Source organism: Armatimonadota bacterium (assembly GCA_020354555.1).
Taxonomy (GTDB): Bacteria; Armatimonadota; Hebobacteria.
This window is the reverse complement of record CP070648.1, coordinates 2,817,604-2,841,595: the sequence shown is the minus strand read 5'-3', so window position 1 is coordinate 2,841,595 and position 23,992 is coordinate 2,817,604. Positions and strand designations below refer to the sequence as shown.

At 63.6% G+C, this 23,992-nt stretch carries 14 protein-coding genes; 5 read left to right on the top strand and 9 right to left on the bottom strand.

Features of this window, described 5'->3' with window-relative positions; all coding sequences use genetic code 11:
• Positions 1–63 precede the first annotated feature (63 nt).
• The 4 genes from JSV65_11645 to JSV65_11630 form a co-directional block, all read right to left on the bottom strand.
• Positions 64–1,107: an alcohol dehydrogenase catalytic domain-containing protein gene (locus JSV65_11645; protein UCH33225.1), complete on the bottom strand. Its 1,044-nt coding sequence runs from the start codon at positions 1,105–1,107 to the stop codon at positions 64–66.
• Between the two features lie 41 nt (positions 1,108–1,148).
• On the bottom strand, positions 1,149–1,802 hold the full coding sequence (locus tag JSV65_11640; protein UCH33224.1) for an isochorismatase family protein: 654 nt from the start codon (positions 1,800–1,802) through the stop codon (positions 1,149–1,151).
• 103 nt (positions 1,803–1,905) lie between these two features.
• Entirely contained in the window at positions 1,906–2,919 is a 1,014-nt protein-coding gene (locus tag JSV65_11635) for a Gfo/Idh/MocA family oxidoreductase (protein ID UCH33223.1), read from the bottom strand.
• A complete protein-coding gene (locus JSV65_11630) occupies positions 2,912–3,721 on the bottom strand; it encodes a sugar phosphate isomerase/epimerase (GenBank protein ID UCH33222.1) in 810 nt (269 codons plus the stop codon). The genes JSV65_11635 and JSV65_11630 overlap by 8 nt, the downstream gene beginning before the upstream one ends.
• Positions 3,722–3,981: 260 nt before the next feature.
• Here JSV65_11630 and JSV65_11625 point away from each other — a divergent pair, with 260 nt between their 5' ends.
• Positions 3,982–5,292, top strand: coding sequence for an alpha-L-fucosidase (locus tag JSV65_11625; protein ID UCH33221.1), 1,311 nt, complete (start codon positions 3,982–3,984; stop codon positions 5,290–5,292).
• A gap of 143 nt (positions 5,293–5,435) precedes the next feature.
• Positions 5,436–6,839 carry a glycoside hydrolase family 32 protein gene (locus JSV65_11620; GenBank protein UCH33220.1) on the top strand — a complete coding sequence of 468 codons (1,404 nt, stop codon included), beginning with the start codon at positions 5,436–5,438 and terminating at the stop codon, positions 6,837–6,839.
• A gap of 54 nt (positions 6,840–6,893) precedes the next feature.
• Here the strand turns inward: JSV65_11620 and JSV65_11615 are convergent, their stop codons facing one another.
• Entirely contained in the window at positions 6,894–9,440 is a 2,547-nt protein-coding gene (locus JSV65_11615; protein UCH33219.1) for a DUF4838 domain-containing protein, read from the bottom strand.
• A gap of 1,295 nt (positions 9,441–10,735) precedes the next feature.
• Between JSV65_11615 and JSV65_11610 the strand changes: the two genes are divergently transcribed.
• Positions 10,736–12,343, top strand: a complete 1,608-nt coding sequence (locus JSV65_11610; protein ID UCH33218.1) for a neutral/alkaline non-lysosomal ceramidase N-terminal domain-containing protein — start codon at positions 10,736–10,738, stop codon at positions 12,341–12,343.
• Positions 12,344–12,569: 226 nt separating this feature from the next.
• Here JSV65_11610 and JSV65_11605 read toward each other — a convergent pair whose 3' ends face one another.
• The 3 genes from JSV65_11605 to JSV65_11595 all read right to left on the bottom strand — a co-directional run bounded on the left by JSV65_11605 (position 12,570) and on the right by JSV65_11595 (position 17,873).
• Positions 12,570–14,462 (bottom strand): hypothetical protein, encoded by a 1,893-nt coding sequence (locus JSV65_11605; GenBank protein UCH33217.1) that lies wholly within the window; start codon positions 14,460–14,462, stop codon positions 12,570–12,572.
• A 194-nt stretch (positions 14,463–14,656) separates the two neighbouring features.
• Positions 14,657–16,168 (bottom strand): radical SAM protein, encoded by a 1,512-nt coding sequence (locus JSV65_11600; protein UCH33216.1) that lies wholly within the window; start codon positions 16,166–16,168, stop codon positions 14,657–14,659.
• Positions 16,169–16,712: 544 nt separating this feature from the next.
• A complete protein-coding gene (locus tag JSV65_11595; GenBank protein ID UCH33215.1) occupies positions 16,713–17,873 on the bottom strand; it encodes a Gfo/Idh/MocA family oxidoreductase in 1,161 nt (386 codons plus the stop codon).
• 458 nt (positions 17,874–18,331) lie between these two features.
• Between JSV65_11595 and JSV65_11590 the strand changes: the two genes are divergently transcribed.
• Both JSV65_11590 and JSV65_11585 read left to right on the top strand, forming a co-directional pair.
• The gene (locus JSV65_11590) at positions 18,332–19,024 is read left to right on the top strand and encodes an aldolase (GenBank protein ID UCH33214.1); all 693 of its coding nucleotides are present in this window, start codon (positions 18,332–18,334) and stop codon (positions 19,022–19,024) included.
• Positions 19,025–19,174: 150 nt separating this feature from the next.
• Positions 19,175–21,430, top strand: coding sequence for a hypothetical protein (locus tag JSV65_11585; GenBank protein ID UCH33213.1), 2,256 nt, complete (start codon positions 19,175–19,177; stop codon positions 21,428–21,430).
• 329 nt (positions 21,431–21,759) lie between these two features.
• On the opposite strand, the gene JSV65_11580 is transcribed toward JSV65_11585, so the two are convergent.
• Complete coding sequence (locus JSV65_11580; GenBank protein UCH33212.1) at positions 21,760–23,379, bottom strand: hypothetical protein; 1,620 nt, start codon at positions 23,377–23,379, stop codon at positions 21,760–21,762.
• Positions 23,380–23,992 lie beyond the last annotated feature (613 nt).

Genomic DNA, 23,992 nt, shown 5'->3' with positions numbered 1-23,992 from the left:
GCCGCGCGGATCATGCGCCGCCATCCTTGCGTGAAATCATGGCGTCAGACTCTCCGCGAGGCGTCATGGATTGATGATGATCTTGTTGTGTTCCGGCGACGCCATGACCTCGAGCGCTTCGTGGATGCCCGACAATGGGAACCGATGCGAAATGACCTCTTCGGTATCGATGAGCTGCGTCTCCATGAGGCGAATCGCCTGCGCCATGGCCACCGGCGTGGTGCCGAAGCTCGCGTCCATGCGCCCTTCGAGAAAGTGGGTCAGGCCGCCATCCAGGCAAAACTCTTCGTGCGTCGTAATGCCAAAGACATTCCACCGGGTGCCGCGCCGGCGCAGTTCCACCATCAGTCGCACCGCCTCAATCGGCCCCGCCGCCTCGACGATCACATCCGGCCCGGCGGGGATGATCTCATAGACGCGCTCTCGGGCGTCCTCGCGGGCCGGGTTGACGACATGGGTCGCGCCCAGTGCCGACGCCCTGCGGAGCGCGTAATCGCTGGTATCGACTGCGATCACGCGCGCCGCTCCTGCCGCCTTCGCTACCATCATGCACAGCAATCCAATGCTGCCCACCCCGATGACGACGATGTCCTCGCCCAGCTTCAACTCGCTGTACTGAACCACGCCCTTCCAGGCGCCGGCGAGAGGTTCCGTGACCGCCGCCGCGTCGAACGAAACGGCGGGCGGCTTGTGAAACAAACAGCTCTCCTTGGTCAACATGTACTCCGCGAAAGCCCCGGGCCACACATCCTGCGGGCCGTCGCCGCCGGTGACAAACGCGTTCTCACAGTAGTGCTCGTTGCCCGCCCGACAGTGCCGGCAGAAACCGCAGTGCCCCAATGGCTGGACGATGACCTCGTCGCCGACCTTGAAGTGCTGCGCCCCGGGGCCGACCTCGGCGACGACTCCACTCGGCTCATGCCCGACGATACAGGGGAACTTGATATTGCGGCGAATGCCCTTGATCGCCTTGTAGTCGGTCGCGCATACCCCGCACGACTTGATGCCGACGACAACTTCACCGAATCGCTCGGCGCGGGGTATCGGTACTTCCTCCAGCACCAGATCGTCGAAATCGTGAAGCACCGCGGCCTGCATCGTGTTCATAAGTCGCCGTCTCGCATACGAATCCAGCCTCTCGCCGCCCGTCAATAGCTCATCAGATCTTCGCTCGACAGGGACGGACACCAGAACGCTTCGATGTACTCCACCACCAGTCGTGTGCCTTCGTCATGGCTGACGTATGGGCGCATCGCCGGGTTATACATCGTGTCCGTGAGGTCGCGCGCCAGAGCCACGTTGACGCCCCATCTAACCATCTGCCTGATACCGAACGAGCGCCCAAGTACGCACATGTTGGTATGGACGCCCATGATGACGAGCTGCGCAATGGCATTTCGCTGGAGGAAGCTGTAGACCTCGTGACCGTCATCCGAGATGACATCGCTGTTGTGGTCTATTCCAATCGCCGGATGCTGCCTGCTCCAGGCCTTACGGGGCTCGGTCTCCCCTGTATCCGAGCCCTCGTCAGAATCGTCAATCGGCAGCGGCGGATCCGCGTGCTCGATCGGCTCCGGCGGGGCGACATGGGGCGTCTCGATCATCCTTTGTCGAGCCGGCGTGCCGGCGTAGAAGTCCATCGTCCCGGATGGCGCGTGGATGATTCGCACGCCGCTGGCGCGCGCAGCCTCAACGACGCCGTTCATGCGCGGGGCCATCTCCACCACGCGCTCCGTCGCCCCGCGGCTCCAGTGCTCGTCCCACATGTCGCAGATCAGGACCGCGACCTCGCGTGCCCGCATGACGCGCTGCTCCGTGATAGCCTGCCAACACGCGTGGCCACTTGCATCCTGTGCCAGCACTCGACGCCGCAGGTCCAATCGCACGTTCGACTCCTTGCTCACCTCAAGCCCCTTTCAGCAGTCCCTGCGCGAGGATCGTCTCCGCCACCTCCATTGTCTTCACGGCGTCCGCGAAGTTCGATCCGGGTTGACCGCCGGATCTCACGCAGTCCACGAACTCGCGATTCTTTGCCTCGAAGCCGCCGAATACGCGGAGTTCATCGCTGCCGGCAACCGCGCCGGTGTCAAACTCGACGCCCGTCGTGTCCCCATCCGCGTAGAGGTATCCCTTGCCTTCGTGTTCCGCTTCTGCGCAAATGCCCGGGGCGTGCATTTCCACTCGGAATACGCGGCGGCCGCTGGCCCAACTACTGATAATGATGCCGATCGCGCCGTTGTCGAACCGCACCAGCGCCGTGATGAAGTTGATGTCCGGCACGAGGACGTGCCTGACCGCGCTCTCTACGCCGATCACTTCGCCCCCACACATCCATCGCAGCGTGTCGATTGCATGCACGCCGTCGTCCATCATGTGATCCCGCGCGCCCAGGAACGGCTCGATGCTGCACTTGTAGAACGCGCACACGGCGTGCGTGATCGGGCCGCGCTTCAAGCATTCCTCGCGCAGCATCACGACCATGGGACACGTCCGGCGTTGAAAGCTGACCTGGGTAATGCACTGATGCTTCTCCGCGAGGTGCGCGAGCGAACGCGCCTGATGAATTGTCAGCCCCATCGGCTTCTCAATGTACAGGTTTAGTCCCTGACCGAGGCACCACGTCCATATGTCGTACATCAAGTGCGGCTGACCGATGGCGTACACCGCATCGGGCGCGACGTCTTCGACCATCTCGCGGTAATCAGCGTATCGCTTCGCGACACCGTACTTTTCCGCGGTGGTGTTGAGGCGTGTCTCATCCAGGTCGCAGATCGCGGCGATTTCAACGTCGTCGAACGCGGCCAATGACGGGTAGTGCACGGCGTTCGCCATGCCCCCCGCGCCGATCATGGCGACACGCAACTTCGTCGGCGGACTGCTACGGCGCCTGCGCGATGCCGCGCTGCGCGGTTTACTCATTGGTGACCACCTGCGCGAAGAGCGATTTCGCGAATGCGATGTCGTCGGCGATAAGGCGGTTGACCGCATCGTGGTCATTGTATTCGGCCGTGAGGCACACCACCCCGGAGTAGCCGCGCCCGCTCAGCTCACTCGCGGCCCGCGGCCACGACGCCAGACCATGCCTCCCCGAGGTCCAATACGGCCGCCATTCCGCCCACTCCGCCTCCGGGCCGTTGGTGCGTTGCCATAGCGCGTTCTTGAAGTTGACCATGCAGAGATGCGCCCACAGGATGTCAACGGCGGCATTGGGCTCCTCGCCGCACAGGCCGTTGTGCCCGACATCCCACACCGCTCCGACGTGCTTCGGATCGTATTGCTCGATGAGGTGGCGCACGCCCATTGCATTGCACACGTCATTGCGGCCCTGATGATTCTGAATCCCGATCCGGACACCGTGCTCGTCGAGCACAGGTATGAGCGCGTCAAACTCGCGCTGCAGCCTCGCCTCACCCGCCATGTACCCCTCGTCGCCGACGCCGACGCAGATGCGGATTGTCGCGACTCCGGCCTCGCCGCACGCCGCGATCGTCGGCTCGTCGATCGGCCCGGCGACACTCGCGATGGTCACCCCGCAGTCCGCGAGTTCCGTCGCGGCGGCCGGCAGATCCCTCCCCACGTTTTCGGGAAGCACCTGGTAGCCCGGCCGCACCGGCAGCTCAATCGCATCAAACCCCAGGCTTTTCACGAACCGCCCCAGTTCCGCCAGCGGCATCTTCCACGGCTTGGTGAATACGGAGAAGGTGACTTTGCCCTCGCTCATACAGACCTCTCCTCACGCCCGCCTCACACGCAGCGCGCGTCTCATTCAGTTCGCATGCAAGATCCTCGTCGCCATTTGCAGGCTCCTGCTCGCGTCTGCACATACCGCGAGCTGCCCATCGGTTCCTGCTGTTCCTCCGAGGCGCACGTTCGTCCGCACCATCGCTAGCCGCCCGCTCATCTCCCATTCGAATTGTGCAGGCCTGGCCTAGCCGCTCCGAGAATATCCACCTCGCACGCTTGAGTCTAGAGGTGTCTGCGATGAAAGCCAGACCTAATGCGCGTTCCCGCTACGAGCCGATCTGGGAATCACTTGACAGCCGGCCGTGCCCTGACTGGTACGACGAGGCGAAGTTCGGCATCTTCATCCATTGGGGCGTGTACTCGGTGCCGGCGTGGGCGCCGAAGGGAGCGTATTCGGAATGGTATTGGTGGGCGATGCAGGACGAGCAGGGCGAGACATGGCGCTTCCACGCCGACAAGTACGGCGCATTTCTCAAGTACCAGGATTTCGCCCCGATGTTTCGGGCCGAGCTATTCGACCCTGACCAGTGGGCCGATGTCTTCGCCCGCTCCGGCGCCCGCTACATTGCCCTGACCAGCAAGCATCATGACGGCTTCTGCCTTTGGTTCAGCGCTCATGCCTGGAACTGGAACAGCGTGGACATCGGGCCGCATAGGGATCTACTCGGCGATTTGGCGCAGGCGGTGCGAGCGCGCGGCATCCGCATGGGCCTGTACTACTCGCTCTATGAGTGGTTCAACCCGGTTTACCGCTCGGATCTGTCGCGCTATGTGAGCGAGCACATGGTGCCGCAGCTCAAAGACGTGATCGAGCGCTACCAGCCTTCCCTGTTGTTCACCGACGGGGAGTGGGACCATCCCAGTGAGGCCTGGAGAAGCACCGAGTTCCTCGCGTGGCTGTTCAACGAATCATCGGTACGTGACGAGATCGTCGTCAATGACCGCTGGGGGAAAGAGACCCGCAGCGAGCACGGCGGCTACTACACCAGCGATTACGGTGAGGTGGGTGGGGGCAAACAGTTGGCCGCACACCACAAATGGGAGGAGAACCGCGGCATCGGGGCCAGCTTCGGCTACAACCGGCACGAGGCGGCGGAGGACTATCTCACCGAGCGCGACGCGATACATCTGCTGGTCAATACGGTCAGTCGGGGCGGGAACCTGCTGCTCGACATCGGGCCGACCGCTGATGGCCGCATCCCCGTGATCCAGCAGGAACGGTTGCTCCAGGTCGGCGAATGGCTTGCGGTCAACGGCGAAGCGATCTATGCGACGCGGCCGTGGCGCGTGGATGCCGAGGGCGATCTCGTGCGGTATACGGCCAACGACGACGCCCTGTACGCCATCTGCCTGAGGTGGCCCGGTGCGGAACTCGCTCTGGCAGCGCCCAAGGCGACCGGCGGGACTTGCGCCGCCCTGCTCGGTCACGACAAGCCGCTGCGCTGTCGGATCGACGATGGCCGGCTCTGCATCGAGGTGCCCCAACTGTCCCCGGACGACGCGCCGTGCCGTCACGCGTACGTCTTCAAGCTGACGGATGTGAAGTGATGAGCAGAAGCCTTACTCGGTGACGTATCATGGGCAATAATGAAGGACAAGACGAACAGCCACACAACCAATCGGCTGGCTCCAGCTGCGATGCCACCGCACCACGCGCACGAACCTGGTCGTGCATCCCGTATCTGACGGGCATGGAGAAGGTCTCCAACTCCGCCATAACCGAGCCTATGCTCGCACTGGCGCAGGCCGTAGCGCGCGCGGAGGCGGATCCGGCGCGCCCGATATATCACCTCGCGCCACCGGCGAACTGGAACAACGACCCCAACGGCTGCCTCTACTGCGGCGGATACTACCACGTCTTCTATCAGCACAATCCGTACGGCGATGAATGGGATCATATGCACTGGGGCCACGCGCGCAGCAGGGACCTGGTTCATTGGGATCACCTGCCGATTGCACTATGGCCGTCGAAGGAGCGGGGAGAGCAGCACTGCTTCTCCGGCAGCGCTATTGTCAGCCCGAAACGGCAACCGATGCTGTTCTACACCAGCATTGGTGAGAGGCCGCCGGAGCAGTGGGCGGCGGTGCCGGGCGATAACGACCTCATCACGTGGCAAAAACACCCCGCAAACCCGATCCTGACGGAGAAAGCTCACGGCGACGTCACGATCTACGACTGGCGCGACCCCTTCGTGGTCACAGACGAGGGCATCTACTATATGATCGCGGGGGGCAACCTGAACCAGGGCAAGGGCGGCCAGGCCGTCGTCAACCTCTACGTCGCGACAGACGACGAGCTGACGCAGTGGGAGTACGTCGGCGTCATTTTCCACCACCCGGACGAGGACGTGACGAACATCGAATGCCCCAATCTCTTCCGTGTCGGCGACAAGTGGGTGCTTGTCGTGTCGCCCCATCGCGCTCCGGAGTACTTTGTCGGGGACTTCGAACCGGCACGGGGCGAGTTCACCTGGCAGTCCCGCGGCGTCATCAGTCACGGCAACTTCTACGCGCCACAGGTTATGCTCGATCGTCGCGGCCGGCGGCTCCTCTGGGGCTGGGTGACGGGTTTCCCGACCGGCCGTGGGTGGAACGGTTGCCTGAGTCTGCCGCGCGTCCTCGACGTGAACGAAGACGGCCGGCTCGTCCAGCGGCCGGCACCCGAGTTGGCGGAGCTGCGCGGAAGGCATACCGCGATCCCAGGCTTCGAGTTACACGGCAGCCGCGTCCTCGGCGAGATTCACGGCGACACTCTCGAAATGGTCGCGCGCCTCGAACTGCGAGACGCCACAGCTGTGGGGCTCCGAGTGCGCCGCTCGGACGACGGCGAGCGCGGCGTCGCCATTCGGTGGGACGGAGCAACCCTCGATGTAGCCGGCACACAGGCGCCGCTCCGACTCACATCCGGCCAGCCGCTCGAACTGCACGTGTTCCTCGACCGGTCGGTCCTGGAGGCCTTTGCCGGTGACGGCGAGCCGTGCATGACGCGCGTCATCAGCGCCGCTGACGGTGACTGCGGCGTCGAAGTCTTCGCCGAAGGTGGCGCCGCAGTGGTGGCTGCGCTCACCACTTACGACATGCAGTCCATCTGGTAGGAAAGCCGCGGACCTCCGACGCCCCGGGCAGCGATGATTCGCCGGCGAGGGCGCTCACTTGGTCACTGGGCGGACTTCGAGTGTCGCCGTGAAGGTCGTGCTCTCGCCAGCCCCCAGGGTGACCGGCTTGGCCCACAATTCCGCCTCGAGTTCATTCAGATAGTCCGGGTATGCGTAGAGCCAGGCGAAGTCGAGCTGTCCATCATCGAAGGTCTGCGTGACCTCGATGCCTTTGCCTCCCGTGAATGTCCAGGAGTTCTTCGGCGCCTTCTGGTCGAGGTAATGCTCGCCCTGGCGCAATCCCTCGATGATCGGCTGCATGTCCTTCTGGATGTCCTGGCCGGTGCGGTCAGTGAACCGCACCCTCGTCCCTGTTAGCTCACCCAGGTCCAGTTCGACGTGGTTGCGCACGGTGACCTCAGATGGTTTTTCACCGGCATTGGTCACTTGAGCCGCGATGGTGAGGATTGGCGCGTCTGGCGCCAAGGTCAGGGTCCGTCGTAAGGGCAAGCCGGCCCCGCCCGTGACAAGCGATATCGTCGTGTCCGTCTTCTCCTCCACCGCGTACTGGTCAAACGACCCGCGCCAGCGGAAGGTGCCGCCGGTCCGGGTTTCCTCGCCGCCGCAGAACGGGAAGAGGATATTGCGGGTCGTGTTATGGGCTGTGACGCACTCCCCGGAACGCTTGTCGGTAATCCGCAGCGCGCGCCCACCAAGGAATGGAAGGACATCCACTGCCAGATACTGATTCTCGATACGAGGGCACGCCATCGGGGAACTCAACGCCATCGCAAGCATCGGGAATTGATCCGGGTCGCCGTGGAACTCGCCGATCTCGCGCAGCGTGTTGAATCCATGCGCCCGCATCCGGCTCGCCATCTCGGCGATCTCGGCAGGCGCCGCAAAGGGACCGGTGAATCGAAGCGTCCCATCCTCGATGGTGTATCCATTGCGTGGGAAGAACCGAGCATAGGTCAGAGGCATCCGCGCCACGCGCACCCGCTCGAGGAGTCCCTCATCATCTCGAACTGCGGCTTCCGCTTGATCAAACAGGACGCCCGCCTGCGCCAGGATCTCGTCGGTCAGGTAGCCTTGGGCCGGATTCGTGTAGAGGTGCATGTGGATGTCGTCGGTGTCGACCTTGGCCTGAAGCAGCTTGATATATGACATAATCGGCTCTGCGGCCGGGCCATAGTAGCCCCCGAGGAAATCCCGGAGGATCGCGTCGGCGTCCTGGCCGGGGTCCCAAAGCAGTCTCATCCCGTAGTACGGCCGCAGCAGGCTGAACTCGCCGCCGCCGCCGCCGTGCCCCATGCCCTGGAGGTAGATGCCCTCGACACCGATGTCGCGGTAGAAGCGCATGTCCTCACCCATCGCCCCGAAGTTCGGAAACGGGTTGTAGTAGTGCGCGAAGTCAACGATGTAGTGCCAGATGTAGAGATGGGAACAGATCTTCGACCAAGCGATGGCGCGGCGCTTGTAGTCGGCATTCAACCGGCACGTCGCGATCGCGTGGCTATCGCACGATGGATACATGTGGCACAGCCACACCGCGACGTTGGGGTGCATCACGAGATCCTTCGGCGGCTCCTCGGTATACGTATACGCCAGAGTCCCGATGACCTTGTCCGGATAGACCTTGGATGTGCGTTCCGCGAGTTGGTTGACAAACCAGAATTGCGTCCCGCCGAGGGTCCCATACTTCTGGTTCACCTTCGTGCACGACGCGCACTGGCAGTGGTTGTAGTAGTCCATCTGAGAGAAGTTATACTGCCGCGCGTTCGGGTTCGCTCCCATGCGTTTGAGCATACCGGCGGTCACGATCTCCAGCACGTCGGGATTGGTAAGGCACAACTGCGTCTCGTCGCGACGTCGGACGCCGCCGATCTCCGAGAAATACTCCGGATGTGTGTCGAAGAACTCGCCTGGGCTGACGTACCGGAAGTAGCTGTGAGCCCGGCCGTCGTGCGCGTGCTGGATGCCATGGGGGTTGTCGGGGCCGCCGCCGCCTGCGTTCTCGCGCTGGCGTGCGATGAAATCCGCATCACTGCCAGGCCGGGCATAGCTCGTGTCGCGGCACAGAAAAGCCGGCTGCACCAGTCGGTCCACCTCGGGCAAGGGGAGCTCGGCAATCCTAGGCGTCTTCGTCACGCCGGGCGCGTACCATCGGACGCCGAGGCATTTCTCGAGAAAATCATAGACGCCATAAAGCGTGCCCGCTACTGCCGTGCCCGCGATGACGACATGAGGATGTACGGTACGGATGACGTATCCCTGTTCCCCAAGTTCCGCGGGCGCGGGTGCGACCCCGAGCCGTTGCGCCGTCGGGCCGCACCCAAGTACAATCATAGGCGCGCTGTCTGCGGGTCGTCCCGTCACGATGGGTAGCTCGACACCGGTGCAGGCGTTGAAATGGGACTGGAGTTCCCCAGCCGCGTGCCTCTCGGATGGGCTCGCGGAACTCTCCAGGACAATGCGGTAGTTGCTCGCCCCAGCTTTGAGGAGGTACGCGGTATCCTGGGCAAGCGCTTGAGGAGAGACGAGAGCGAAAACAAGGACAAACGCAGGAAGAAGAACAGACCATCCGAATGAATTACGCATGGGTTGACTCCTCTTCATCTCCGTCACCAACGGCCGGTGCATGCCCCGCTGAGACGCCAGGGGCGATACCGGAGCGCGTCGGGACTTCGCATCGTGTTGCTATGCTTTCGCCCTCGCTCGACCGGTACCTGCGCCCCCAGCGGCGTGTCGAAGGTCTCGACGTCCAGCAACTCGTCGCGGAGCCCACCACTGAGGGATGCCAGACAGCCGTTCTCCCATTCGCTGCCGGCCCCCATATGCAGCGTCTTGACGCCCACGCGCGCGCGCCAGTGGCGCGTGGTTTGGGTCATGAACGGTGGCTGGCCAGCGCCCATCGCGTAATCAACTGCGGGACTTCCGTGACCAGAGGGGCATTCCCGCCGCCCGCAAGCCGCCTAGGGCGATCTACTGGATGCTCAAGGAAAACCGAACCTTCGCTAAGGTCTGCCACAGAATGACCGCGCAGGGGTGAGCTCCTTATGAGACATGGCCACAAAAAGGCACGCGAAGTGATTGAACGGCCCCGCCCGGATAAGACTTATTGTCCTGAAAGCAGGGACGGATAGATGTTTGGCGTATCGCGCCCAGGCAGCGACCGGCATGCAACGCGTGCAGGTCTCGTCAGAACGCAAACGCTCTTGACAAAGCCAGCCTTCTCATAGATGTCTCATTGCGATTTGACACGGACAGAATGTACCGGTTTCACGGGCGCCTAACCGGCACACCTGGTGCCGCTGACAGGATTCAGCGGCGCATTCGGCCTTTACCTCGACGACAATTCCTACTTGGGCAGACAAACGCACTCGTCCGACGGGATGAAAGCCCAACCGGATTGGGCCCTCGATGTTCTGGATCATAACGGGATGCCGTTACGTACCATCAAGGGATTTGCCGATCAGCAGTTGAAACAAGAAGCAAGGTAAGGGCGAAGTCAGCGACACGTCGCGCGGTGCCGCAAGGAAGCGTCACCTCTCTGGCGGCCCAGCGCTCTGGTGCCCGGTTGCCGATTCGCTGATGCGGGCAGTGACCGTTGAAGAAGCGGCGATAGGCGGAGAGCGCCCGGCGCCGCGGGGGCGCCGAAGGCTGGTGTCTGGGCCATTACCGTGCCCCGACCGGCGGACCGGAATATGACGCTCTTTGGCCAGGTGGAGTGCCAGGTGCAGAGGCTGTCGTGCTGCCTGTGCATGCAGCCGATGATGGTGGAGAAGTAGGCACGCAACCGCGGCCAACAGCCACAGGTTGCAGGCTCGGTGCGAGAGACCACGAGGAACGGTAGAGACCTTGCAGAGCAGGAGGCTCGTATGAGGTGCACTCGGATGTTGACTTTCGGGTTGGTAGTGGCAATGGCGGTGCTGGCGCTGGGGGTCTCCACCGCGGTGGCGGCGCAGTTGCTGGCCGGCGCGGCGAAGGTGGATATTACCCCTAAGGAACCGGCCTACCTGGCCGGATATGGCATCAACCGGCTGAGCGAAGCGGTCAAGGAACCGCTGTCGGCACGGGCGCTCGTCATCAGGAGTGGGGAGAAGACCATCACTGTGGTCGGCGTGGACTCCCTAGGCGTTCCCGGCCGAATCCAGAAGGACATCCGGGGCATGGTCAAGTCGGTGCCGAGGGACAGCGTGATGATCGCCGCCACGCACGACCACTCGGCGCCGGATATCTTCGGCATGTGGGGGCCGAACCCGACCACCTCGGGCGTGGACCCGGCCTACTTGGCCCTTCTCAAGCAGGGCATCGTCACCGCCATTGACCAGGCGGCGGCCGCTGCGAAGCCTGCCAAGCTGAAGCTCGGCAGTATCCAGACCAAGGGCATCAACGTCAACCACCGGATCGCCGAAATCGTGGACCACGAGCTGGCAGCCATGCAGTTCGTCGGCGACGACGGTAGGGTCATCGCCACCCTGGCCAACTTCCCCTGCCACGCCGAGATCATGCAGAGCAAGCTGCTTTCTGGCGACTTTCCCTATTACTACTATGCCAAGATCGAGAAAGACCAGGGCGGAGTCGCGATCTTCATCAACGGCGCATTGGGCGGCATGATCACCGCCGACATCCCGGGCGGCATCTACAGCTTGGAGCACAAGGACAACTCCGTTTGGGCCCAGCGTATCGGCGAGGCGGTGGCCGACGCCACCGAGCAGGCCCTGGCCGGCGCAAGCCCGATCGAGGACCCAGAGCTAGACTACAAATTCGTCGACCTGGCCTTGCCGTTCAAGAATGAGAGAGCCCTGGCAGCGGTGCGGGCCGGCGCGATGCCAAACGCGCTGGCGGACGACAAGCTGGTGACCAAGGTGGCGGCGGTGGCGCTGGGGCCGGCTCAGATCGTCACCATCCCCGGCGAAGCTCTGCCCAACCTGGGCTTCCACCTCAAGCGCGTCATGACGGGCAGCCCAAAGTTCCTCTTCGGGTTGACCATGGACGAGTTGGGCTACATCCTGTCCGGTGATGACTGGGGCATGGAAATATACAGTTACGAGAGCAAGACGGGCGCGGGGCCGAACACAGGGCCGCTGCTGATGGCAACGCTGTTGCCGCTGATCGCAGAGGTGAAGCCCGCCGCTGCGGAGGCGCCCGCGGCTGCGGCGAGCACTCCCGTCGCTACGGTCTCCGCCGCACAGTGGTTCGCCGGCCTGCCGGCCAGGTTCAACGCCGACACGGCAGCCGGGCTCAGCGCGATCTACTGGTTCAAGCTTTCGGGCGATGGCGGCGGCGACTGGACGGTGATGATCGCGGATCAGAAGTGCTCCGTCAAGCAGGGCGCGCCGGATAAGGCCGATGTCACCATCAGCAGTGCCGCTTCGGATTGGATCGACATCGTCACCGGCAAGGCCGAGGCCGAGGGATTGTACATGAGCGGCAAGCTCAGCGTAGACGGCGACCTGACCATTGCCCAGCGCTTCACCGGGCTCTTCAGCGCCCAGTAGCATGAGGTCGGCGCCGGGGTCGAGGTCGCTGCGAGTGCCCGCTGTCGCCGGGATCATTCGAGCCTGCGCGCAGTCCCACAAACAAGGCATCTCAAGCACGACGCTGGGACCGCCGCGAATCGCGGACCGGGCCGCACCTTCAGCGCTACGTCATCCGGTCATGTGGCGTATCCAGTTCAGGTTGCGACTGAGCAGAGCTGAGGCACTGCCCTCCCTCGCGAGGCGCTCACGGTCGCTTTGCGGCGACTGTCATTCCACGCAGCGGCACGCCGTTCAAGTCGGTGATCCGCAGGTACATGCCCCAGTTGCCGGTGGTCTGAGGCACCTTGACGAGGATTGTTGACCAGCCGGCGGGCAGCGTGACGGGAGTGATGTCGTCATCAATAATGGCCCAGCGACCGGTCGGCGTCTGGTGGTCCAGCAGCAGGCGTCCGTTGAACCACAATTTGATGGCATCGTTGGTCCCGGTCCGAATCTGAGCTCGCCGCCTTGCCTGCGAGTGTACATAGCAGAGGGCGTAGGCTACGGTCCAGTCCTTGGGCTTCATGATCTGCGGGAAGTCGAGGTAGCCCTGCCCACCGGGGACGGTGACCTGCTGCCAGCGCACTGGGCCGGCCATGCCGTCGTAGGTCGCGCTCAGGTCTATCTTCTGTTCGGGCGGGTAGACGCGGGCGTGGCCGAGCCAGCGCTCGTTGCTGAAGGGGCCGATGGCGCTGAAAACGTGCACGAGGCCGAAGAGGCTGGTTACGTTCGGGCGCCGACCCCTATCCTGCTCGGCGGCCATACGGTCGGCTTGGCGCGCACTCCAGTCGAGAGCACGGTAGTCGGCCGGAATCAGGCCGCGCCAGATCTGGTTGTTAGGGTGCCCGATCATCCGCACCGCGCGCAGGCCGAGGGATGCCATCAGCGCGTCCGGGTCGCTGATCGTCATCGTGCGGAGGGCGCGGCTGGCGCGCTTCACGACTGGATCGGCCACCTGCTCGGCCGTCCGCGCGATGCTGTAGTATGACTCGAGCTGCGGCACCGGCGGCAGAACTGCCCAAGCGGAGATCTGATAGCGACCCACGTCATCCTCTGTGGCCTGCCACCACGAGGGTCCGTTGGGATAGACCCAGGTGTATCTCGCGCTCGCCATGTTGAGGCCGGCCATCATGGCGCGAAACTGTTCGGGGCTCAGCCGTGCGCGCTTGAACGCTTTGTGGTCAAAGTCCTGGTCAACTTGAAGCGGCCACCCGCCCGGCGACAGCCCGCAGCGCTTGCGCCAGTAGGTTCTTGCCCTAGCGCTCAGCCCCTGCTCGACCACGCGAAAGTGGTGAATGGCTTCGGCCAGTATGAAGGCGACGTTGCACGCGTCGTAGGTGCCCTCGGTGGCGAGGTGGACGCCGCCGGGAGCGTCGCGGCGTGCGGCCTCCTCAACCCACCCGGCAAGCATCGCATCGGGGATGGGCGCGTCAATACCGTGTACCAGGAAGAACACCATGTCCGGGAACTCATCATACATCGCGACGGCCATCTGGCTCGTGCGCAGTTTTGCCATGCGCCGCAGATCGCCCACGGTGTAATGGTCGTACGTGTACCCGGGCCACTGGTACTGATACTGCTGGCCCACGTATTCGCTGTCAATGGCGATGCCTGCGAACCCCGCCGCGCGGGCGAAGCGGGCTGCCTGGCGGAAGTTGCCGTGGATCTTCTGCCACGCGAGGTCATCCCACCAGCCGGGCAGTTCCCCGGTGAACGCGATGAGGAGGAAGTTCTGCGTGACGCCGGAGCGGCGACAGGCGATGTTGGCGCGCTGCGCGATCTGGAATGTGGCGTCAGCCTCGCCCGTGGTCGAGGGATCCCCGTCCGCAGCCCACACGTTGGCGGTCTGGTTTGGCATGATGCCGCCGATGAGAATCCCGTCGAACCCCATGTTCGCGACACGGTCGGCATGGTCAATGAGCCACGCGGGAGTGATGCCGTCGGGGTACGAAAGGAGGAAGGGTTTCGGGCCGTCGAGCGCCTCGTAGCGATATCCGGCGCAGCGCTTCAGGAGATCGGTGCCTTTGGGCAACGCATACGCGGCGGAGAGGAATGCCGTCGCGATCGCTGCGGCCAGGATGGGACGCCAGGTTTGCATGGAGGTCGATCTGCCGCGACCTTCGGACATATCCGCGGGTGAAATGCGGCACAGTCCGGCTGGCCCTGCTCTTGCATCTTGTTCCGTCCGCGCGAGCTTGCGGGAGCGCTCCCGCCTGGCCACCAGGGTCCGAATCTGGGGCCCTCTTCTGCACGCGAGCCGGGTGACGTGATGCGCCAGATGCAGGAACCCCATTAGTTGGCGGCTTCCGCAAGCTGCGCGTCGGCCTCGGCTAGCCACTCGTCGAGCTTTGCCTTGAGCCCTTGCTCCACGCTCTGGTTGATGGCGAGGGTCGCCCCCGCGCAGTTCCGACAGAACTCGTCTGGGTGGACGCGCAGCTCTGCCAAGTGCATCGCAATGTTCTCCTGCACCGTCGCGTCACGCACGTTGCCCAGCGGCTGGGCGCGGGACACCGTATGCGCGCCGCACCAGTACTGCGAGCCATCTGGCAGCACGAAGGCCTGGCATGGCCCCACATAGCACTGTCCGCACAGCGCGAGTTGGGAATACACCCCCGTGGCCGCGAGTTCGCAGTAGTCTTCCAGAGATCCCCGGTACTTCACCCGCAGGTAGGGGTTCGTGAACACCCCGTGCCCGTCTAAGGTCACCCGCTCCTCGGGCGGGATACCTAGCGCCTCCTGATAGCGCCTCCATACGTCGCACGCCTGTTCCCACACCTCGGTGAAGAAACGCTGGAACTCCTCCTTGCTGGGCCGGAGATAGACGTTTTCTTCCCCGCCCACCGGGATCGCGTGGATCAAGAAGTCGGAGAAGTGCGGATCCTGTTTGATGGGCACATCGGGGCGCTCGGAGGGCACCTTCTTAATCCGCAACAGGAACTCCACCAGGTGCGCGAAGTGAAACAGGTTCCGGCGGGTAAGCACGCAGTTCACATGCACTTTGGGATGGTCGACCTGAAGCACCTCGCGCGCGATCTGGAGGTTGGCGATGCCCTGCAGAATCTGGTCGTGCCGCCCTGACCCGGCGGCCAGTTCGTCCTGGGTCTGGGCGCAAGCAGTATCCAGAGAAACATGCACTTTCGACAGCCCTGCCTGCACCAGGCTCAAAGCCACCTGCGGGTCGATCAGGGCGCCGTTCGTGTTCAGGTTCACCGCGCAGTCGTGCTCGACCGCGAACCGAATCAGCCCGTCTGGGCCCCACACTTGCTCCTGCAAGAGCAGCGGCTCCCCGCCCGTGAGGTAGATGTACGGCCTTTCACCGGCTGCTTCCGGCAACGCCCCCTCGATGGCCCGCTTCCAGTCCGTGAGGGCGAGCGCTGGCTCGACCCATCGCTGGTTGCAGTAGAGGCAACGCGGTGTGAAGTTGCAGTCCATGGAGAGGTTCAGTCCGAGGAAGGACAGGCTGGCCCTCTTCGCTTGCCCGGCATCATCGGGCCACGTCAGCAGTGCTGCCTCCAGCACCTCCCGCCGTCTCTCGCCGGCCGCGATCAGGGCCTTCACCTTTCGCTCGTTGATAGCGGTCAGGCGCGCGATTGGGGCGCGAAATGGAGAGGGCGTCGCCGGCGGCAAGCGGATCTGTCGACGCGCCTGCCCCACGTCGCCCAGTTCGGCCATCGTTTCCCTCCACTGTGGGCTCTGGGCAAAGGCCGCCAGCTCCGTCTGCCGCTGGGGCTGATAATTGATGAACTCGACCATGGTGCGATCAGCAACCACCCGTAAGACCGGCTTGTTAGGCCGCAGGCTCACTTGCTCTCAGCGATCCACCGTTATGCTTGACTCTTGCGGCGCCTGGTGCGCGATTCCTTCTCCTGCGCGAGCGGACGCTGCCAAATGGACGCCGACGAGTAGTGGCCCGCCAGCAATCACCCGGCTCTGCGGACCTCGCTGGTCTTGCGCAGCGGCCCGATTCGCTGCGGAAAAGAAGACCATGCCCGCGCCGTGGGTGCGCGAAATCCCCTTTGGGCTGCGTTCTGAGCGTGATTTGCGGCCTGGAGAGCGCCCCAGACCCCGGCACCTATGGATCGTGTCGGGTGCCAAGAGGGCCAAGGTCGCTGGTTCGAATCGGGGTAGGCTCGCCAGGGCAGCCCGCCAGCCGTCATCCACTTTGAACCCGCAACCAAGCCGAACGACATCGGCATAGGGATCGCAGACCCCTCTCCCGAGCCCTGCGACGCATCTCTGGACGGCGTTTGTTCGTCCCGGGGAGCACGAACGCACCTCTCATTCGGCCAAGAGTCAAGCCTAGCATTTCTGCATTCGTGCGGCGGACGTACAAGATTGCACGCCGGCTCTACTGCGCGGACGATCTCACCTCTTCGGCGAAGCAGGGAACCTGCACTTGCCTCCCGCCGCTCATTGCCGATTCGTGTGCGCAGAGGCCAGGCGCAGTCCAGTTCCCCGCGGTAATCGCGTCGATCCGTGGTTGCCGCTGCTCCACGATGCTCGTCACGAACTCATGCACGAGGTGGGGATGTGAGCCGTGGTGTCCACCTCCCTGCAGGAAGGACAGGTGGGGATCGGACTCATCGTATACCGTTCGCCTCGTGAAGCGCGCAATCGAGGGCGGCAGCAGGTCCCCGCGGTCAGGCGGCTCAACGTGCGCCACCGTCACCGGCCGGCCCCGACCTGTCCGTGGCTCCCCCATGCGGTGCAGCACCGGCTGACTGTCGTCGGTGACGGCCCATTCGAAGCTCACCTTCTCACAGAGCACGGCGAAGGACTCGAGATACGCTTTGGCGGTGTGAAAAAGGGATCTGGTGACCTCGGCCACGATATCGGTCCCCTCCAGCCGCAAGATCGCCGTCTCGATGGGGAACGGATTGTTGTATTGCTGCGTCAGTTCCGAGCGCAGTCGCCCAGAGCCAAAGCAGCAGACGCTGGCGGCTCGTCTCCCAGCGAGGGCGAGCAGCGGCGCGACTGCATGAGTGGAGTAGTGCATCGGCGGAAGCCCGGCCCAATATGGAGGCCAGTCCTCCATGTCCTGGTAGTGGGCTCCTCGGAGGAACTGAATAGCCCCCATCTCCCCGCGCTCCAGCATCGCCTTCACGTAAAGATAGTGCCGCGTGTAGACCGCGGTCTCCATCATCATGTAATTCCGGCCGGACTTTCGCTGTGCCGCGATGACAGCTCTCAGCCCCTCGATGCTGGTTGCCATCGGTACGGTGCAAGCGCAGTGTCTGCCTGACTCGAGTGTGGCGACCGACTGATCTGCATGCTGCGGGATGCCGGTGACGAGGTGTACTGCGTCAAGGTCCGGACAGGCCATCACTTCCTCGAAGCTGCTCAGCCGGCGCGAGATCCGAAAGCGATCCCCGGTCTCGTTGAGGCGCGTTGCGTCTTGGTCGCAGATGGCGACCTCCGTGACATTGGGGTGGCGAAGATAGATGGGCACGAACTCGGCCCCGAATCCAAGCCCAACCACCGCCACGCGGATGCCAGTCCTCTTGGTCATCGCTGCCCTCTCACGAGTCACCCCCGCGCGCATGGTGCCGGAATCAATATGCCCGGACCGCTTAGCGGGATTCCTTCGCCGCGACAGCGCTCCGAATCCTGCCGCAGACGCATCGGCACACGCCATGCACCGTCACGTGAGTGCGCCTGAAGACCTTCAAACCGTTCCACCCCGGCGATGCGGCCCGGACGTTCGGGTGGCGTATGGCGAAGGCGTGCGTAGCGATTTCGTCGAATACGCTTTCGCGGACGACCTGAACCGTGATGTCCGCGACCCGAACCTAGGGGTCGATGAAATCGCGCTCTTGATCGTGAGCGGGCAGCATCCTTTGCACCAATGCGCCCACCCCTTGACGAAAGGAGCTTCTTGTGACAGGTGTCGAACTGCGGCAGGCATTGCGAAGCGGCAGGCGCGTTTACGGGACATGCGTTCTTTCGACATCGCCGAATTGGCCTGGAATGATCGCCAGCCTGGGACTGGACTTCGTCTTCATCGACACCGAGCATGTCGCCATTGACCGCAGCGCGCTCTCGTGGATGTGCCGGATGTATGGGGCGCTCGGCCTGGCACCGATAGTCAGGGTGCCGGAGCCGGACCCGTACCGCGCTTGCATGGTGTTGGACGGTGGTGCTGCCGGTGTGATCGCTCCCTATGTCGAGTCCGTCGACGAAGTGCGGCGCTTGCTGGGGGCGACACGGCTGCGGCCGCTCAAGGGACGCCGACTGAACGACATCCTGAACGCTCGTGGCGAACCGGAGCCGGAGTTGGCGGCATACCTCGAAGCGCGAAACGAAGGCACCGTCGCCATTATCAATCTCGAGAGCACGCCCGCACTCGAGGCTCTCGGCGCCATCCTGGCCGAGCCTGGCCTCGACGCGGTGCTGATAGGCCCTCACGACCTTTCCGTTAGCCTGGGCGTCCCGGAGCAATATGACCATCCTCGTTTCAACACGGCGGTCAGCACGATCATCCGCGAGACGAGGGCACGTGATCTCGGCGTGGGTATCCATTTCTCGGATGGAATCGAGCGCGAGATCGGCTGGGCCCGCGAAGGGGCGAATTTCATCGTTCACAGCAGTGATATCGCACTGGTCCGAGAGGCGATGGCGGCGGACTTCACGCGATTCCGACGCGAGTTGCGTGATAGCTGAGCCACGCCGGTCAATCCGCAGGCAGGTCCGGCGCTTACATATTCCGGGTGCCTTGGGGCGCTCGATGATTCAGGCCAAAAGGTCATGGGAAAGGATCGCATCGTGTCACCAAGACGTAGGAAGAGCGGGGCGCACACTGGACTCCCCGTTATGAGCGCGGAGGTCATTCATGAGCCATTCGCTCAGGAAGTGCAGACGGCATTCGTGTTCGGCGACGGACTGCCTGAGGGCCTAGTTGGGGAAGGAGAAACCGGCAACGTGCTCGCCGTCGTAGCGCCGCCAGGCGAATCGGTATTAGCAGTAGTGGTCACGGGATCTGGCGGCTCCGCCTTGATCGCTTTCGACGGCGACACATGGGCCACCGTGGAGGACGTTGAGCCCGGCCTGTCGGCGCATGCGGCACTACTGGATGCGCTTTCGGATCAGGCAAAGGCCGAGGACGGATCTCCCATTGTGGCAGGCGCCGTGAGCCCCGAGGGCAGGCTTTCGGCTGCGACGGCGGGTGGCGTCTTCGAGAACGGCAGTCGGATCGCGTTCGAAGCGGCACCGCCTGTTCTCACTGTGGCGGCAGGGCCGAACGGTGCCGCCGCTGTCGGAACGGAGCAAGGGCTGTATGTTCGCCCCGAGAACGGTGCGGCATTCGAGCAAGTCTATCCCGCAGACGACTGCTATTCCTGGGCGCCACGCAGCGTCAGGGCTCTGGCCTACGACGCGAAGGGGCGGATGTGGTTCGGATGCAGCCAGGGGGTCGGTGTCGGAGACGGCGACTCATGGGCGCTGTTCACAGGAGCGGAGGGCCTTCCGTACAATCGCTTCACCTGCGCTGCCTCGGCCGAGAACGGCGTCATCTGGTTCGGAACGGAACGGGGTGCCATCCGCTTCGACGGAGACAAGTGGTCGTATCGCGCGAGCCTGCGCTGGCTGCCGGACGATCACGTCAACTGCATCGCGGTGCATCCTGATGGCACAGCGTGGATTGCCACCCCCAAGGGCATCGCGCGGATCAGGCGCGTGACCATGACATTGGAGGAGAAAGCCGACTGGTTCCAGGAGCAGGTAGAGCGTCACAACAGCCGGGACGGGTATGTGACGACGTGGCGCTTGAAGAAGCGAGGTGATGTGTCATCGGCGGTCCCAGCGATTACGGACAACGACGGGCAGTACACGGCCATGCACGGAGCCGCGATGGTGTTCAAGTACGCTGTCACCGGCGACCCGGAGGCCAAGCGTATCGCCGAGCGCAGCTTCGAGGCCTGCAAACGCCTGGTGGACGTGGTGCCGGATTCAATGAAAGGATTTCCGGCGCGAGTCCTCATCCCTGCGGACTGGCCGGAGCCGGTCAACGAACAATATGGTGATGAATACAACCGGCGAGAACGCGCACGGGACCCCTTTTGGAAACTGATCACCCCGCGGTTCCCGCTGAGCGAAGACGGCAAATACCGGTGGAAATGCGACACGAGTTCGGACGAACTTGCCGGGCACTACTTCCTGTATGCCCTCTACTACGATCTGGCGGCGGAGACGGAAGAAGAGAAGGCGCCCGTGCGCGAGGTGGTGCGGGACATTGCAGACCACCTGATACGCAATGGATTTAACCTGGTTGATCACGACGGCCAACCGACGCGATGGGGCCGGTTCGGACCGGACTACGTTGACACGGTGTACGGATGGTCAAATCGTGGGCTCAACTCGATGATGCTCCTGTCGTTCATGGCTGTTGCGGAACACGTGACGGGCGATGCCAAATACGCTGAGGTCGCCCGGACGCTGCGAGACGAACACAGTTACCACATCAACGCAATGATCGCCCGGCCGACCTTTCCGCCGGAGGACGTCGTGCCGTGGGATAACACCCTGTCGCTGCTGTGCTTCTATCCACTGATTCATTATGAGCAGGACCCGGAACTTCTCCTGATGTACCGCCGCAGCCTTCAGGACACGTGGCTCTATTGCAGCAAGCAGAGGAATCCCTTGTGGAACTTCATCTACGCTGCCGGGGCGCAGCACGTCGCCCGACTGGGCGCGGACGGCTATTTCGATAACGCATTCCCGGAGGCGGGACCGTATACGGAGCGAGCGGTCAGGCGCTACGCCATCTGCGACCACCAAGTCCAGGACAGCATTGACACGCTACGGGGCATGCCCCTCGAACTCGTGGGGTGGCGAATGCAGAACAGCCACCGTCTGGACGTCGAATTCGACAACACGCCGGGAGAGGACTCGGCCTATGGATGGTCGCGTGTGACCGGCAAAGCCTTGCCCATAGAAGAGCGGAGTCACGTCCGGCAGGATCGTGACGGATTCGCGCTCGATGCAGTGGAAGGCGATGGCTGGTCGGTGCATGAAGGATGGTTCTACTTGCTGCCCTACTGGATGGCACGGTACCATCGGTTCCTTGGGTAGGCTCCAAGGATGGCCTCCCCTACCTCATCGCCCATCTCAAGGGCAGCCTGAAACGAGTCATTCCGCTTTTTTCGGAGCGGGATGCAAATCTCGTGGCGTTGAGCTTCAGCAATGTCGAGACAAACCAGGGGCTGAACTAAGGTGCACCTCCGGTGTCCCTGCTTTGCATCTCGTTCCGTCCGCGCAAGCGTGCGGCACTTCTCGGGGGTGGACACCAGGGGGCGCGTCTGGAGCGGTGTTCGGCGCGATAGGAGCGCATGCCCGGCGCTGAAGCCAGCACGGCCTCGCTCGGGGAGTCGTCACTCCGGTCTGCCGGGACAAGCGGCGCGTCAGCGCATTGCCGTCAGCGTGAGCGGCGGGCGCACCCGACAGTGGTATGGGTCCGTGCCATCATCTGTCAGGCGGGCGTGGAAGATACCGATCAGCTCACGCAAAGCCGCGTCGCCTGCGGGCGTGTCCAGGCGGCCGCTCACGTAACGTTCGCTGTCCAGCACTGCCCGCACGAACAGGATGCGCCAGCGCCACCCCCCGCGTGCCCATGCGGGCAGCTGCGCATTCACCTGGTGTGCCACCGCGAGCGCTTCGCGCACCGCCTCCGGGCGAGCCTGCTCTCCGCGTGCCGCACGCGTATGCGATGACTCGATGAGGGCAATCATCCGTCTCACGAGTGCGATCATCTCAGGAGCGTACTCGTAAGCGATGTACTCCCGCAGGGCCGACGCCGCGGTTGTCTGCCGATCCCAGTATAACTGGCTGATGACTGCCTTGTTGATATCTTCGTAGATCCCTTCCGAATAGGCAAAGCCGCCAGCGAGGTGGTCTCCCGCCTGTCTCCAGATGCGCTCATGCCGCGCGGGCAGCGGCGTTGCGCCAAAGCCTCCCCAGGGGTACAACCCCCACATGCTGATCTCCGGGAAGTTCAGCAGCGGCAGGTCGCCGGGAACGCCAGCCTCCAGGGGATACCGTGGGAAATCTTCGTGGGAATCCGCCATTAGGTAACTGATGCCGTGGTCGCTGGCGGCCAGCGCGCGCGCAAGCCCTTCCCACTCGCCTTCCTGTGGCGTGTCGAACATCCAGGTCGAGAGGATGACCTCGATTGCGGGGGAATAGGTGCGCGCCACGGCGGCAAGCTCCCGCGCTACTTTCAGAAAGCCGTTGGCGCCCCAGGGCGCGCACCGTGTGCAACCACATCCCCCCTCGTCGTAGGGCCACACGCAGAGATAGTCGATGTGCAAATCGGATAGCCGTTCGAACAGGCGCTGGTAGCAATCGCGCAGCATGGCGTTGGCTGCGCGATCGTGCGGACATACCGGTGCCCCCGAGTTGCCGCGCCTTCCCAGCGGATCATTCACCGGGGTCGCCCGCAGTGCGCTGGGGGTGTTGTTGAATAGCGCATTGCCAACGAACAGACACGTCCGCAGTCCAAGGCTTTCCGCTGCTCGCAGCAACCGGCGGACTTGCTGCAGCGACCGCTCCGCCTCAGGATCTTCCCAACCGTTCAGGTTAATGAAGGGGAAGGTCGACCCCACGGCATTGATCCCCCACAGCGCCAGGTCCTCCACATACCGCTGCACCTCACGCGCTGGCGCCGCTTGGTACCAGTTGTGGAAGTGACAGGCAAGGTACATGCCGCGTACCCGGCATTGTGGGCGGGAGACGCCCCGCCAAGCGCTCGGCTGGAATCCGGAAGCCGTATAGCACGAGCTACGCAGGAACTTGCCCGCGCCGGCGAACAGGCCCAACCCGTCGCCCCCGACGATGCGCAGACCTGCGCCATCATCCTCGATGCGGAATCCCTCGGCGGCGACCTCACCATCGAGCGCCAGCGTCAACGTTAACGCGGCACGGCCATCGGCAACGCGCGCCGGGCAACGCTCCTCGATGCGGCTGCGGATGATGTCGGCTACTCGAGCGCCGACGTCCCCTAGCGCCAGTGTCGGTGAGTGCACAATGCGTAGTTGCTGCGCCAAGCGTGGGCCTGTCTTCCGAGGAACCACGGTTCTATTCCGCTTCTATTTGTTGTTACGTAGAATACTCGATGGCGGCCGGATCTCGTGTCCATGCTGGCACACGCCCGACCGCGATACCGGAAGCTATCGATCCTCAGCGTCTGCCGCGCAAACCTGGGGGGTGAGTCGCCGCACAGTCGACTGTCCCTGCCGTGCATGCTGACCCCTCCGCGCGAGCTGTCGGTAGCGCTCGCGTCGTGCCACTACTGTCCACACCCAAAGCGCTTTTCTCCGCGCCAGCCTCGCTTCCCTGTGGGCGGAAAAGATATCGGGCGGGAGGAGCCAGATGGGGCTGGGGGTGACGGTTGCACCTGAGGCAAGCCCAGAAAACCGCTATGACCTGCTCGAAGGGCTCGAAGCTCAACCGGTGCTTGCCAACGGGCGGCCGCAGATGGTTCGCGCCTACCGGAGTGCCGTCATTATCACCTTGGCCACGGTGGTGTTGTCCACGTACTCACCGCGCCGGGGGTCGGTGCCGATAACGCCCTCGGTGAACGCCTCCGCCCCCGCGCCTTTGGCAAAAAGCGGGACCAGGCTGTTGGTGTGACTCTTC